General features: G+C 41.8%; 16 protein-coding genes and 1 tRNA gene. 10 read left to right on the top strand and 7 right to left on the bottom strand.

Annotated features, from left to right (window positions below; translation table 11 throughout):
* Positions 1-11 precede the first annotated feature (11 nt).
* The 3 genes from BM266_RS17595 to hutI form a co-directional block, all read right to left on the bottom strand.
* On the bottom strand, positions 12-188 hold the full coding sequence (locus tag BM266_RS17595) for a DUF1622 domain-containing protein (RefSeq protein WP_394333125.1): 177 nt from the start codon (positions 186-188) through the stop codon (positions 12-14).
* Positions 189-318: 130 nt separating this feature from the next.
* A complete protein-coding gene (locus BM266_RS11295; RefSeq protein ID WP_093409670.1) occupies positions 319-1,329 on the bottom strand; it encodes a formimidoylglutamase in 1,011 nt (336 codons plus the stop codon).
* Positions 1,329-2,567, bottom strand: a complete 1,239-nt coding sequence (hutI, locus tag BM266_RS11290) for an imidazolonepropionase (protein ID WP_093409668.1) — start codon at positions 2,565-2,567, stop codon at positions 1,329-1,331. The genes BM266_RS11295 and hutI overlap by 1 nt, the downstream gene beginning before the upstream one ends.
* Before the next feature lie 123 nt (positions 2,568-2,690).
* Here hutI and BM266_RS11285 point away from each other — a divergent pair, with 123 nt between their 5' ends.
* The 4 genes from BM266_RS11285 (at position 2,691) to BM266_RS11270 (ending at position 6,074) form a co-directional block, all read left to right on the top strand.
* A complete protein-coding gene (locus BM266_RS11285) occupies positions 2,691-3,845 on the top strand; it encodes a trans-sulfuration enzyme family protein (RefSeq protein WP_093409666.1) in 1,155 nt (384 codons plus the stop codon).
* Positions 3,846-3,928: 83 nt separating this feature from the next.
* Complete coding sequence (bshB1, locus tag BM266_RS11280) at positions 3,929-4,645, top strand: bacillithiol biosynthesis deacetylase BshB1 (protein WP_093409865.1); 717 nt, start codon at positions 3,929-3,931, stop codon at positions 4,643-4,645.
* A 75-nt stretch (positions 4,646-4,720) separates the two neighbouring features.
* Positions 4,721-4,796, top strand: a tRNA-His gene (locus BM266_RS11275).
* Between the two features lie 846 nt (positions 4,797-5,642).
* On the top strand, positions 5,643-6,074 hold the full coding sequence (locus BM266_RS11270) for a hypothetical protein (RefSeq protein WP_093409664.1): 432 nt from the start codon (positions 5,643-5,645) through the stop codon (positions 6,072-6,074).
* Between the two features lie 6 nt (positions 6,075-6,080).
* Here the strand turns inward: BM266_RS11270 and BM266_RS11265 are convergent, their stop codons facing one another.
* Positions 6,081-6,512, bottom strand: coding sequence for a hypothetical protein (locus BM266_RS11265; protein ID WP_139220632.1), 432 nt, complete (start codon positions 6,510-6,512; stop codon positions 6,081-6,083).
* 221 nt (positions 6,513-6,733) lie between these two features.
* Here BM266_RS11265 and BM266_RS11260 point away from each other — a divergent pair, with 221 nt between their 5' ends.
* Both BM266_RS11260 and BM266_RS11255 read left to right on the top strand, forming a co-directional pair.
* On the top strand, positions 6,734-6,982 hold the full coding sequence (locus tag BM266_RS11260; RefSeq protein WP_093409659.1) for a DUF7218 family protein: 249 nt from the start codon (positions 6,734-6,736) through the stop codon (positions 6,980-6,982).
* A 263-nt stretch (positions 6,983-7,245) separates the two neighbouring features.
* Positions 7,246-8,622 (top strand): MATE family efflux transporter, encoded by a 1,377-nt coding sequence (locus BM266_RS11255; protein WP_093409657.1) that lies wholly within the window; start codon positions 7,246-7,248, stop codon positions 8,620-8,622.
* Between the two features lie 55 nt (positions 8,623-8,677).
* Here the strand turns inward: BM266_RS11255 and BM266_RS11250 are convergent, their stop codons facing one another.
* Complete coding sequence (locus tag BM266_RS11250; RefSeq protein ID WP_093409654.1) at positions 8,678-9,274, bottom strand: hypothetical protein; 597 nt, start codon at positions 9,272-9,274, stop codon at positions 8,678-8,680.
* 87 nt (positions 9,275-9,361) lie between these two features.
* Complete coding sequence (locus tag BM266_RS11245) at positions 9,362-10,330, bottom strand: DUF438 domain-containing protein (RefSeq protein ID WP_093409651.1); 969 nt, start codon at positions 10,328-10,330, stop codon at positions 9,362-9,364.
* A gap of 171 nt (positions 10,331-10,501) precedes the next feature.
* Between BM266_RS11245 and BM266_RS11240 the strand changes: the two genes are divergently transcribed.
* From BM266_RS11240 to BM266_RS11225, 4 genes are all read left to right on the top strand, one after another.
* On the top strand, positions 10,502-11,737 hold the full coding sequence (locus BM266_RS11240; protein WP_093409649.1) for a U32 family peptidase: 1,236 nt from the start codon (positions 10,502-10,504) through the stop codon (positions 11,735-11,737).
* The gene (locus tag BM266_RS11235; RefSeq protein WP_093409646.1) at positions 11,737-11,967 is read left to right on the top strand and encodes a ferredoxin; all 231 of its coding nucleotides are present in this window, start codon (positions 11,737-11,739) and stop codon (positions 11,965-11,967) included. Before BM266_RS11240 ends, BM266_RS11235 begins: the two co-directional genes overlap by 1 nt.
* 225 nt (positions 11,968-12,192) lie before the next feature.
* On the top strand, positions 12,193-12,471 hold the full coding sequence (locus BM266_RS11230; RefSeq protein WP_093409644.1) for a hypothetical protein: 279 nt from the start codon (positions 12,193-12,195) through the stop codon (positions 12,469-12,471).
* Positions 12,472-12,482: 11 nt separating this feature from the next.
* Positions 12,483-13,118, top strand: coding sequence for a response regulator transcription factor (locus tag BM266_RS11225; protein ID WP_093409641.1), 636 nt, complete (start codon positions 12,483-12,485; stop codon positions 13,116-13,118).
* A gap of 167 nt (positions 13,119-13,285) precedes the next feature.
* On the opposite strand, the gene BM266_RS11220 is transcribed toward BM266_RS11225, so the two are convergent.
* On the bottom strand, positions 13,286-13,462 hold a 177-nt coding region (locus tag BM266_RS11220; protein WP_139220631.1), incomplete at its 5' end, for a transposase.

Here is a 13,462-nt window from a genome sequence, read left to right as displayed (position 1 = left end):
TGTTTCCAGGGTCATTGTCCTTCAATTTCCACCTCCAGGGTAAAACTCAAAAAGGTTCGAATCAGGATGATGAGTCCGAGTTTTAAAATTTGCTCCATTTTCACATCCTGGACTACAGTGGCGATAATATCGGCGCCAATCAGGATCTCCGGGCCAGGCCGGATGGCCCGACTTAATTCCTCCCGAATCTGCTTAAAACTCCTGATTTATCTTCCTTGTCCCTTAAAAGCATAGCGACCTAAAGCGATAAAAGTCCCGATTGCCATGACCGGGATTCCTATCATCTCTAAAATGAGAGCAGTAATTCAATAAGTTCTTTTACCTTCCATAGGCTGCTTTTAGAAAATCTGTTATAAAAAACGATAGTGCTTTTCCAACCTGTGCTGAGCCTGCAGGGGTAGGGGCCGCTTCGCATAAATGCAGGTAACTACATTCAGGTAAACGCGCAGCAAGGCTTATAAAATGTCTCACCTGTTCTATCTTGAAACCGGAAGGAGTTTGTGCACTGGCAGGAAAATCCTTTATTACATCGCAGTCCAGTTCCAGTCCGAATTCCTCATCCCGAACAAATTCCAGGCTGTCCATAAAGGCGGTATTGAGATCTTCTGAAGAATACTCCAATAATTCCTCGAATAATCTGAATTCGGTTTGCTCTGAAGCCTCAATCTCATCAAAAATATACTGCGGCGTATAATTTCGTGCCAGGCCAAAGATCGTATACCGGTTTAAAAAACCTTCTTCTCTGGCAAAGCTGAAGCCATTCCCACTGTGGCGATGTTCCAGCCGTCTTAGGTCGGTATGGGCATCTATATTAAGCACATTAAGTGCTTTCCCAATAGCTTTAGAACTGCCTTTAATATTACCGTAAGCATTGTTGTGTCCGCCTCCGATGATAAGAGGGATCTTCCCTGCTGAAATAATGTATTCCACCAGCGTACTCACTTTCTGATCTATAATTTCTGTTAGGTCTCCCAGTTTAGGCAAATAATTAGGATCGGCATCATCTATATTCCCCGCTTTCTTCATTTCTTCAGAACAATCAATATGTCCTAGTAGAAGAAGGGATTCAGGATGGGTATATTCATTATGCTGAATATTCAACAGAGAACTCAGGCAGGCTTCCCAGGCATTTGAGGTTCCGGGTTTTCCGTGATTGGCACGCACCCCGATATCTTCCGGGATTCCGAAGATTACGAATTTTGCAGTATGTTCTTTGAGTTCATTTATATCCTCGATGAACGCGATCTTTTCGCCGAATTTGGTTTCGCCTTTCCGGGGGGAGATCAGCTTTTCCACTGTTTTGAAATTATAGAGCTTCAGGCCTTCCATTATTTTACTTTTTCACCGTTAATATATACAGATTCGATAGAATTGGTTCCGAAGGCATAAGGCAGGAAAGCATACGATGGAATTTTTTTAGTCAGGATAAAATTCGCCTTTTTTCCTTTGCTGATGCTGCCGTGGGTCTCGCTGAGTTCCATCGCGTAAGCTCCGTTGATGGTCGCTGCATTTATGGCCTCTTCAGGAGTCATCCTCATCTTGATACAGGCCAGGGAAACCACCAGGTTCATATTTCCGCTGGGAGTACTACCCGGATTGAAATCGGTTGCCAGGGCCAGGGGTAATCCGCCATCCAGAATAGCACGTGCGGGGGTGTAGGGAATACTTAAATACAGGGAACAAGTGGGAAGGGCTACCGGCATAGTTGCAGTACCCTTCAGGCTTTCAATATCTTCGGGGCGCATTACCTCCAGATGGTCTACGCTCAGGGCATCGTGTTCTACACCTGCCTGAATTCCGCCAATGGCGTGGAACTGGTTGACGTGGATCTTGGGTTTCATCCCGTATTCCTTCGCTGCTGAAAGCAATCGATTGGTATCCTCTACCGTAAAATAGCCCTGTTCGCAGAAAATATCTATGAATTCTGCCAGTTTTTGCCTTGCGACTTCCGGCAGGATCTCATTTATCACTTTGTCGATATATGCCGAAGTATTTCCATCATATTCCTTCGGAAGGGCGTGAGCGCCAAGGAAGGTAGCTTTAATAGGAATCTGGTAATTTTCTTTCAGTCTCTTGATTACCCGAAGCATTTTGAGTTCCCCTTCTTTGGTAAGTCCGTACCCCGATTTGATCTCCACCGCGCCGGTACCCAGGCTCATTACTTCTTCCAGACGCTCTGCCGATTGCCGGTATACTTCCTCTTCAGGAGTCTCCTGCAGGGTCTTAGCCGAATTAAGAATACCACCGCCACGATTGGCGATTTCCTCATAGCTGAGCCCGTTGATGCGGTCTACGAATTCCTGTTCCCGGTTTCCGGCGTAGACGATATGGGTATGGGAATCGCACCAGGTGGGTAAAACGATCTTTCCTTCGGCATTAATAGTCTCATCGGCATTAATTTCAGAAAGATTGTCCATTTTTCCGAAGTCTGATATATTACCATCTTCAATTAGCAACCAGGCGTTTTTAATCGTGGGCAATTCCTTCATCTCTTTTCCGGATAGCTTTTCTACGGAAGCCTCCCTTACCTGTAACAGTTCCTTTATATTGGTAAACAGTAATTTCATTTTCTTTTGGGTTTTGCCAGATAAAGATATAAAACAGGGAAGAAAAATAAAGGAAATGCTGGGAAACTATAGGCTTATGTTTATTTTAGGGGAAATTTTTAAAAATTAATTCATAGACATAATATGGCAAAAAGAACTCACGGAATAAATACAACTTGTATTCACGCCGGCGAACTGGAAGACAAAGAATTTAAAGGGGCAGTTTCTCCCTTATATATGGCCACCTCTTACGCTTTTGAAGATGTAGAGGTAAAACGTTACCCAAGATATTTCAATACTCCAAACCAGGTGGCCCTTGCTAAAAAAATGGCCGCCCTGGAACATGGCGATGCAGCCCTGATCTTTGGCAGCGGAATGGCCGCAGTAAGCACTGCATTGATGGCTTTTTTACATAAAGGCGATCACGTGGTATTCCAGAATACCCTATATGGCGGGACCAGTAACCTGGTAACCGAGGAGTTCGATAAATTCGGGATTGAATACACTTTTACGGAAGATTCTAAGCCTTCTTCTTTTGAAGCGGAAATCAAACCGAATACTAAAGTAATTTACATAGAAACTCCCTCTAATCCGCTACTTACTGTTACCGATATCAAGGCCGTTGCCGAAATATCAAAGAATCATGGATTGGTGAGTATGATAGATAATACATTTGCCTCGCCGGTAAACCAGAACCCTATTGATATGGGAATTGATGTGGTGATACACTCGGCGACGAAATATATGGGTGGGCATAGCGATATTCTTGCCGGAACGGTGATCTCTTCGGAAGAAAAAATAGATACCATCTTTCAACTGGCTAAAAATTTTGGTGGCAGCCTAAGCGATTATACCGTATGGCTCCTGGAACGCAGCCTGAAAACCATGGGAATTCGGGTAAGAGCTCAGAATGAAAATGCCCTGGAATTGGCAAAATCCCTGGAAAAACATCCCGATGTTGCTCAGGTATACTACCCCGGTCTTGAATCTCACCCCGATCATGACATTGCCAGAAAACAGATGAGTGGTTTTGGGGGAATGATGTCTTTTGAACTTCGGGAAGGTCTTGATGCCGATCTGTTTCAGAAGGAATTGAAACTGATTAAATCCTCGATGAGCCTTGCCGGTGTGGAATCAACCATTCTTTCTCCGGCTAAAACCAGCCACGGACTCCTTTCCGAAGAAGAAAGGGAGAAACAAGGGATACGGGATGGCCTGTTGAGGTTTTCGGTTGGGATAGAGGAGAAGGAAGACCTTCTGGAAGACCTGGAACAGGCTTTAGAGAAAGTTAGAGGTTAGAAGTTCACCCTGGGAAGTTTGAAGGTATTTTGACTGATTTAAAATTAGATTTCCGTCTTCACGGAAATGACAAAGTAAATATTATGAAGTTAGATATATTAGCTGTTGGGTCGCATCCCGACGATGTGGAATTAAGTTGTTCAGGCACTATCGCCAAAGAGGTAGACCGTGGAAAGAAAGTGGGTATTCTTGACCTGACCCGGGGTGAACTTGGAACCAGAGGTACCGCCGAAACCCGGGATGAGGAAGCTAAAGTTGCAGCGGAAATTCTGGGCGTGGTTATGCGTCACAACCTGGAATTTAGCGATGGTTTTTTTCAGAACAATACCGCGCACCAATTGGAGATCATAAAGATCCTTAGAAATTACCGACCGGAGATCGTGCTTTGCAATGCCGTTGAGGACAGGCATATTGATCACGGGAAAGGGGCTAAACTGGTTAGTGATGCGTGTTTTCTTAGTGGACTGCGCAAAATAGAAACCATTAATGGCGGGAAGAACCAGGAGGCTTGGAGGCCTAAGCAGGTATTTCATTACATACAGTGGAAAAATCTGGAACCGGATCTCGTGGTGGATATCACGGGGTATATGGACAAGAAACTTGAATCGGTACTGGCATATAAGACCCAGTTTTTTGACCAGAGTTCCAAAGAGCCTCAAACTCCAATTTCCAGTTCTAATTTTTTAGACAGTATTACATACAGGGCAAGAGACCTTGGGAGATTGATCAATACCGAACACGCTGAGGGATTTACGGCAGAACGTTACGTGGCGGTGGATTCGGTTTTTGATTTGATTTGATTTTTTCCATCCGAAAATGATTTTTTTCTTTGGGAAATAGTAGAAATAAATTACATTTGCAACCGCAATTAAAATGGTGGTTGTAGCTCAGCTGGTTAGAGCGCCGGATTGTGGTTCCGGAGGTCGCCGGTTCGAAACCGGTCTTCCACCCCTTTATTCAGCCCTTCGGAAACGAGGGGCTTTTTTTATTTCGTTAATTTGATGATAATCTTATACCGAATCATTCCTAAATGTTGTGACTATCCCAAAATAAAAGAAAATTCCTACAAATGTTTTTCCAAAGAAGGCATTTATCAAGTATTTAGGTTATTGGGCTAAAAGTATTTTGCATGGCATCTTTTCTTCTTATATTCATAAGACCATAACATAAGTAGGTTAAGTTCATGGTAGATTTGGGGCAAAAAAAGGTGGATTAATAATCCGCCTTTTTTTATGTCAAATTTTTTGGGATCAAGCCTAAATGTTGTGGACTAAACATAAAATTTGAGGATAATCAATATGGGAAGAATTCAATGTAAGATATATTTTTAATCTTATTTCTTTACTGTACAATTCCAATTCTTCAGTAACCTTGAGATTGATCGTTGAGAAGCCTGTCCCGATTGGAGTCTGTTAGGACGGAATATCGGGAAAACCGTTCTTCTTTTTAAGCCTTTAGGAAAATAAGGGGTTTTTTGTGGTCATTTCCGGATGAAATGGAATTAATATCGATTAAGAAATATCAAGCCTAACAAATTGATTATAAAAGCGTTAAAAACGTTAAATCCATTGATAGTACCTTCCTTAAATCTTAAATTTACAGAGTATGTGATTTAAAATTAAGAAGTTATTTCTGTTTTTTGCTCTTACAAAAAATTGCTTTTTCTCAGGTAGGATCGAATATAAATAACAGAATTAACTTCTTAGATCTAACCAATCAAAGATTCCCGGGCCCGTAGGAGGCTATCTGGCCCGGGATTTTCTTTTGCTTTAAAAATATAGTGTTATCCTATTAAGTATGAAGAAAAGACAACTCCTAATCCTTATTTTTATCATCTTATTATTGTACCCTCTTTACCAGGCGTATGGAGTCTTAGATCTGTTTACTTCGGCACAAAATCCGGGGGAAATAAGAGCTGATATTACCGGGTATCAATTAAGTATCTGGCTAAGTTGGGTGGGAATGATGGTAGTCTCAGTGTATTATAAATGGACACAGAAAAATAACTTCTTCTTTATTCTCACCTATTTTTTTCTTGTTTTAGCCTTTGGCGTCTTTGGTTATTTCACTCAACATGCGCTTAACCTATTCGGGAATTCTTCCCGCTTTAGTGATTCTTATACTTTGGGGGTTTTTACTGCCCTGCAACATCTGGCTGTCGCGGCGATCCTAACTGTTTTTCTACAGATAGCCGTAAGCCTGTTCCAAACCAAATGGCACCGTCGCTAAAGATTTCTATAAAACATATTTATTCATTGTTTTTAAATTTTCCAGCAATTCCCTCATTTGTTGCCGGTGCTCCAGCAGGGTAGCCCTTATTTCGCCTACAGTAGTTTTTGTTAGGGCTTCCTGGCAGAGTTTATAAGAGTTTAATTCCATCTTAAGACACACCGCTTCTATTTTTTCTCTACCGGTTTCGGGCATAAATTTTCTGGATTCGACTAAAGCCTTTACCTCACTTGCAGGATCCCTCTTTGTATAACGCATTAGGTGACGTCGAATATCGTGGTTAAAACTACTCTTTTCCTGGACTAAGCGCGTCAACAGACTCTTTAAAAAAAGTCTTTTCTCCCGCTCCCGGATTTTCCGGTAGAACATTTCCAGGTTTTTATTTAAAATATAGAGTTCTTTTAACCTTCTTACAGAGTCTTTCATGTTTGATTTCATAGCCTTTCATGTTTGATTTCATAATGGGTAAACAGATTGGGAGGACATTTATAAGATAAACAAAATCAGTTGGGAAACGTTAGGTTTTAACTTATTTTTCAGGAATCTAAGGATTATAAAAGTCTGTTAATAAAGGAAGTATTTAGAAAATCATTTGGAAATTTCAATCTTCGGGATAACCAAATTTCTTAACTTGAAATCAGAATTTAAAATTATAAGTCATGACTAAAGATCACGGACCAAGTATTAAAGACGATGAGCAATATGAGGAACTCCGCAAGGAAGGAATGAGCAAAAAAAAAGCTGCCCGTATCGCTAATGACCCTGATTCAGGTAAAAAGGGAGGAAAGGCCGATAAATATGAGGAGCGCACCAAAGAAGAGCTTTACCAACAGGCTAAAAAGGTGGGCGTTGAAGGCCGGAGCAAAATGACAAAGGATGAACTCATTGAGGCTCTGAGAAACTCCTAAACACATTTTTTATTTGTAAGAAAATTCGCTAATTTAGTTAACCTGATTTTCCGGAGCCCCCCAAAGGATGTCTTCGGAATAAGGGAGCCTCTTTGCTTTATAAGTTAAGAGGCTTTTTTGTGCATTCTTTTAAGAGTACTAAATCCGGTCTTCTCGCCACGATTTTTTATAAATTATCCTTAAAATAATTTATTTCAGAACCAGGGAAAGCCGGGCTTTATCGATATTTTCCTTACTTGCAGTCTTAAACTATTTTCATTCCCGTGGCAAAAAAAAAACAGGTGAAATTCACCGAAGGTAAAATCCTCAATAACCTGGTAAGACTAGCCTGGCCTATAATTCTGGCTAATATCCTACAAACTGCCTATCAGCTAATCGATACATTTTGGCTGGGGCGTATTGGCGCCGATGCCGTAGCTGCAGTGAGTATTAGTTTCCCTATTCTATTTCTTATCCTTAGCCTGGGGGCAGGCCTCACCCTGGCAGGTACCGTGATTGTTTCCCAGTATAAAGGAGCCGAGGACCAGTTGCAGGTAAATTACAGCAGTTCTCAAACCGTTTTTGTGATCTTCTTTATTTCGGTGCTCCTGGCCGTTGTCGGTTATTTTTCGGCTGCCCCGCTGATGAAACTGATCGGGGCAGGCCCCGAGATTCTGGAGGATTCAGTAAGTTATTTCCAGGTCTCTTCCTGGGGCTTCATCTTTTTGTTTATGTTCTATGTTTTCCAGTCATTAATGCGTGGTATAGGCAACGTGCTCCTACCGATGTACGTTGTTTTGGCTACTGTTTTTCTGAATCTGGTTTTGGATCCCTTATTCATATTTGGCTATGGCCCCATCCCGGGCTATGGGGTGGCGGGTGCTGCAGTTGCCAGTATTGTGACTCAGGGGCTGTCTGCTCTAGTCGGACTTATTATCCTTTTCCGCGGAAAAATGGGGATTAGCATAAGTTTCAGCCAGATGAAGTTTGACTCCCCCTGGACCCGGCGAATGTTTAATATAGGCATCCCTTCCAGTATGGAAATGTCTACTCGCGCCGCTGGGATGACGGTGCTAATAATGCTGGTAACGAGTTTTGGAAGTGAGGTAGTAGCAGCCTATGGAATTGGTAGTCGTATCCTGAGCCTTATCGTTGTTCCCGCCCTGGGCTTTGCTATGGCAACCACGACTTTGGTAGGTCAGAATATAGGAGCCGGGAAGATCAAACGAGCGGAGTTGATTGGAAACCTGAGTGCCAAAATTGCTTTCTTTGGCCTTACGGCCGTTGGCTTGGTGCTCTTTGCTTTTGCCGAGCCGGTAACCGCCTTTTTTGTCCCTGATGATCCCGAAGTGATAAGAGATGGCTCTATATTTATTAAAATAATGGCGCCCAGTTTTGGGTTGCTTGGTGTGCAGCAGGTTTTAAACGGGGTCTTTAACGGAGCTGGCTTCACAAAAGCTTCCCTGTTGATTTCTGTTTTTGCCCTTTGGATGATAAGGTTTCCCACGGCTTTTGTACTTTCAAATAATACCGGACTGGGTTTTGAAGGGATCTGGTGGGCCTTCCCCATCTCTAACCTTCTGGCGGCAATTGTAGCCTTTATCTATTATAAAATGGGATACTGGAAACTAAGGACTATTCGCAATCGGCATAGGAAGTAGGTCCTGAACCAAAAAAAATCCCGAAACTTTAAGGTTCCGGGATTCGATTATTTTTTTACTGATCTTTAGGCGGTGTGATCATAATATGAGCCCGGTGTGTTCCGGGGTCCATAAGCCATGGCATTCCCGGCATATGTGGTTTATCCGGAAGGCCGGTTTCCTCGGTGGTAGCATATGGCATATAAATTACATACCGCATATGCGAATCCTTTAGTTTTCCGGTTTCCTTGTTATAATTTTCCTCATCCCCGCTTAGGATATAGGTCATACTGGGAGAGTCAGGTAATTTCAGGCTGCCGGCTTCTGCTTCCTGTCTGCGCGTCTCTCTTATTTCCATCATCTCTTTTCCTTCAGCTTGCAATTCTCTTCCCCGGGCCATAAACGGATCCAGCTTCTTGGAATAACAGGAAACGCTGACTCCTTTTCGGTTGGGATCATCAGCAAGGCAAACCAGGTTATTGGTTCCTTCTCTCAAAACGATCATTTTCCCCGCTTCGTCATATCCATAAACCATTGCCCCGTCCCGATCTTCTTCGGGTGCGGCAAGAGTCGCTGTTTTTATCTGAATTTCCTTCGGAAGGATCTCGGCATCCTGGGCCGTGGCTCCAAAGCCTGCAAAACTTAAAAGCCCTGCGAATATTATTGTTCTCATAGTGATTGATTTTTTCTCTGAAAATAGCTTCAGAATTCTTATTTAGTTAAAGATAAGAATTTTGAACTACAAGAACATATCTGGGTATTAATCCCAGTTCAGTAATCGATTTTCTCCTTCTATTTTTTTGATATCGGTGATATCCTGAGACATTTCTATAACGCCTCTATATTTTTTCTCTGCATCTCTTACCGCGAAATAGCGAATGTAAATTAGTCTGCTCTTAAAGTTTATCCAGAAAGAAGCTTCGTTTTTTGTGCCCTTTTTAAATTCTTCCAGGATCTTCAACACGGTGCCCACACTCTTAGGGGGATGACAAAATCTAACTTCCCTGCCTATAATTCCGGCACTTCTTGGGAAAACCCTTTCCTTACCACGATTGTAAAAGATAACCTTGTCGTTTTCATCAACATAGGTGATATCCAGGGGCATTGTTTTTAATAGCAGGTTGACCTGATCTACAGTCATATAACCTTCATCGTAATGAGAGGTATTCTCAAGGCTAAAAGTGAGTTCCCTTTTGGTAGTATCCTGGCTTGGGTGTATGTATTCTTCTTCCTTCGGAAAAGCAACCGGATTTTCAGCTAACATCCAACCGATTTCCTCTTCTCCTTTGCGTACTTCTATCCAGTCTTTTTCTGAAAGTATTTCCAGGGCATTTGGAAAGAGAACATCTTCTTCAATCAATAGCAACCGATGAATTCCGCTGGTTAGAAACCTGGCATCAGCAGCAACATCTTTATATTCTCCTTTAGCTATCTTTTTCCGGAGTAATCTTAACTGCTCCCTGAGATTATCATGAAAAGACCACATGCCCTGGCTGGGGCCATTCCATCCCTTTTGCTCCAGAAAAGGGAATAATTGGTTCTCTTTTCGTTCAAAACGTCTTTCGATACTTTGTAACTGGTTGAAAATATTATAGTATTTCTGGGTTTCTTCAATGGGACTGGTTTCTTCCAGTTCTCCTAGCAAAATTTGGATGAGTTCTTTTTCTTCAAAGTAAATCTTAACCGGATGTCCTTCCGGAAGGACATTAATATCTAAGCTTGCATTCATTGTCTTTATTTTAAAACAAAGAAAAGGCACAGAAATGTGTTGAAATATGACCCTAATCACAATGAGAAAATGGGATTTTTACTTTTTTTGTAGTGTTTTTCAGCCGAAGCGATTTGGTAGAAAGACTATTTCCTGAAATCAGGACTTGAAATTATCACTAAACAGATTTAAATGAAGACAAGGATGGAACTTATGGCTCCAGCGGGAAATTTTGAATCCCTGCAGGCAGCTCTTGACAATGGCGCCGATTCGGTTTATTTTGGAGTAGATCAGCTTAATATGCGGGCCAGGGCCTCGATAAATTTCACGATGGAAGACCTTCCGGAAATAACCCGCAGATGTGAACAAAAAAACGTAAGAACTTATCTTACCCTTAATACCATCATCTACGATCACGACCTTTCGCTTATTAAAACGCTTTTGAGCAAAGCAAAAGAGGCCGGGATCACAGCGGTGATCGCTTCAGACCAGGCCGTGATCGCTTCAGCAAAGGAAATTGGAATAGATGTGCATATCTCTACCCAACTTAACGTCACCAATATCGAAACGGTTAAATTCTACAGCCTGTTTGCCGAAACTATGGTGCTGTCCCGTGAATTGAGCTTGCGCCAGGTAAAAAAGATCACTGAGCAGATCGAAAAAGACCAGATAAAAGGGCCATCCGGCGAGCTGGTGAAGATTGAAATCTTTGGTCACGGGGCTTTATGTATGGCCGTTTCGGGAAAATGTTATTTAAGTCTGCATTCAGATAACTCCTCGGCAAACCGTGGGGCCTGTAAACAGAATTGCCGAAAGAAATATACCGTAATCGATCAGGAAACCGGTTTTGAGATCGAGATCGATAATGAGTATATGATGTCTCCCAAAGATCTTTGTACTCTCGATTTTCTTGATCAGGTAATGGATGCAGGTATTAAGATCCTTAAAATTGAAGGTCGCGGTCGGGCCCCTGAATATGTGGCCACGGTGACTCGCGTATATCGCGAGGCAATAGATGCGCTTTATGAAGATGCTTTTACTTCAGAAAAAATAGAAACCTGGATGGAACAGCTGGCAACGGTTTATAACCGCGGGTTCTGGAGTGGGTATTACCTCGGCCAGAAACTGGGGGAATGGAGTAAAACCTCCGGTTCCCAGGCCACTCAGAAAAAAGTTTACGTTGGGAAAGGAGTCCATTATTTCCCTAAAGCCGGGATCGCCGAATTTAAGATAGAAGCCTACGATATTAAAAAGGGAGATAAATTGTTGGTTACCGGCCCCAGTACCGGCGCCAAAGAAATTGAATTGGAGGAGCTGTACGTAAATGAGGCCAGTGCTGAGAAAGCTACCAAAGGGGACTCTTGTACCATAAAGCTTCCGTTCCGGGTTAGACTTTCAGATAAACTGTATAAAATGGTTGAGGCCTGATGATAGTAATCACCCTGCAACGCCAAAAGTGTATAGGTTGTAATTATTGTGTTGAGCTTGCTCCCGCTCAATTCCAGATGTCGAAGAAAGACGGTAAATCGGTGCTTTTGAGAGCTACAGACAATAAAGGTTTTCATACCCTGAAATCTCCCGATCATAGTATCCTGGATCCGGCTGAAGCGGCAGCCGGGGCCTGCCCGGTGAAGATCATCAAGGTAAAGGAAATTTGAGATTAGGGATCGTTTATAAGCAAATCTCCCTATTGCTGCGAAAACTCTAATTTTCGGGATGAAATTCTCAATTTCGTACTAAAGATTATTTTACTTAATATTACGGGAAAACCCCCTGTATTTAGTTGTAAATCAAGTTGTTGTAATCTTTGTGGCAAGTTTAAATTTCATTAAATTTATAGCCCTCCCAAATTTTAGCCCCGGGTTATTTTTAACCTCAGTCTTATGGAAAAGTGGTGCCTGATATATGCTCTTCCTGTTTCTCTTAAATCTATAAGCAGGTTTAAGAAAAGGCAAACCTCTGGAGTAAACCACCCCAATCCTCAGCAATGTACTTTAAAAAGTATTTTTCTTTATGACGTATTGGAAAAATATTTCAGACTTCTATTGCTAATGTCCTCCCCCAGCGGATATTATTACGACCTGCTAATCTTTAAACTGAATAAATTCAGTCTTAAAGAGTTTTCCGCAGTAGCATTTATACCCGCAAACTTTAGATTTTAAATTCTTTAATTATGCATTCCAAACTTTTATTGTTTGAAAAGGATGAAAAGCTTCGGGAATCGCTTAAAGCGGTTCTGGAAAGTGGAGGGGAGTATGTGGTGTTAGGAGCTTACGAAAATGTTAAAGATATCGCTGCGATCCTTAGACTTGAGAAGCCGGATTTGGTAATCCTTGATGCCGGAATGCCTGAAGGTATTACTGCGATTTCTATAATAAAGAAAGAGAGGCCAGAAACCCTTGTACTTATTTACACCAGTGTTCTGGATGAAGAGAAACTATTTAAGTGTTTTTGCCAGGGTGCTAACGGCTTTCTTCTTAAAAATACCTCGCTTATTGAGGTATACGAAGGGGTTAACGAATTGAGGGATGGCGGTGCACCAATGTCGCCTGCCGCAGCAAAACTTGTTCTTGAATCCTTTAGAAAACCCTCTAAAAAGAATGAAGAGAATTACAATCTCACCGACAGGGAAATTGAAGTCCTTAAACTTCTTATTAAGGGACTTAGTGTAAAGCGAATCGCCAGCGAATTAAATATGGCTTTCGAGACCTCCAGATCTCACCTTAGGAACATCTATCAGAAACTAAACGTACACTGTGGCAAGGAAGCCATCGCTAAGGTCTTTACTGAGAAAATTAACCTGAAATAGTTTCGGCATAAAATAATTAAAAATCCTCATCATGGATTTTTGAAAAAAGAGGCCGTCTAAAAAGTAATTTTTGGGCGGTTTTTTTCTTTTGTGTTATTTGATCTGTAGGCTCTGGTCAGTTTTTCCTATTTTTTTAAGAATGAAAAATAGAAGTAGTATCTTTTCTCTTAGGCTATACTAAACTTCTTTAGGTTATGGGCCATTGCTATAAGCCCCATTTCGGTAGTTATTTTATCCATTCCCCGAAGCATAAACCTTTTGAAGCCCATATTTTGCTTAATATTCCCAAAAACGGCCTCTACATCCCAGCACCTTCGCTTACGATGGGCAATTCCTTCTTCACT

This window comes from Salegentibacter flavus (assembly GCF_900115145.1).
GTDB classification, from domain to species: domain Bacteria; phylum Bacteroidota; class Bacteroidia; order Flavobacteriales; family Flavobacteriaceae; genus Salegentibacter; species Salegentibacter flavus.
The sequence above is the reverse complement of the archived record's forward strand: the minus strand, read 5'-3'. Positions and strand labels throughout refer to the sequence as shown.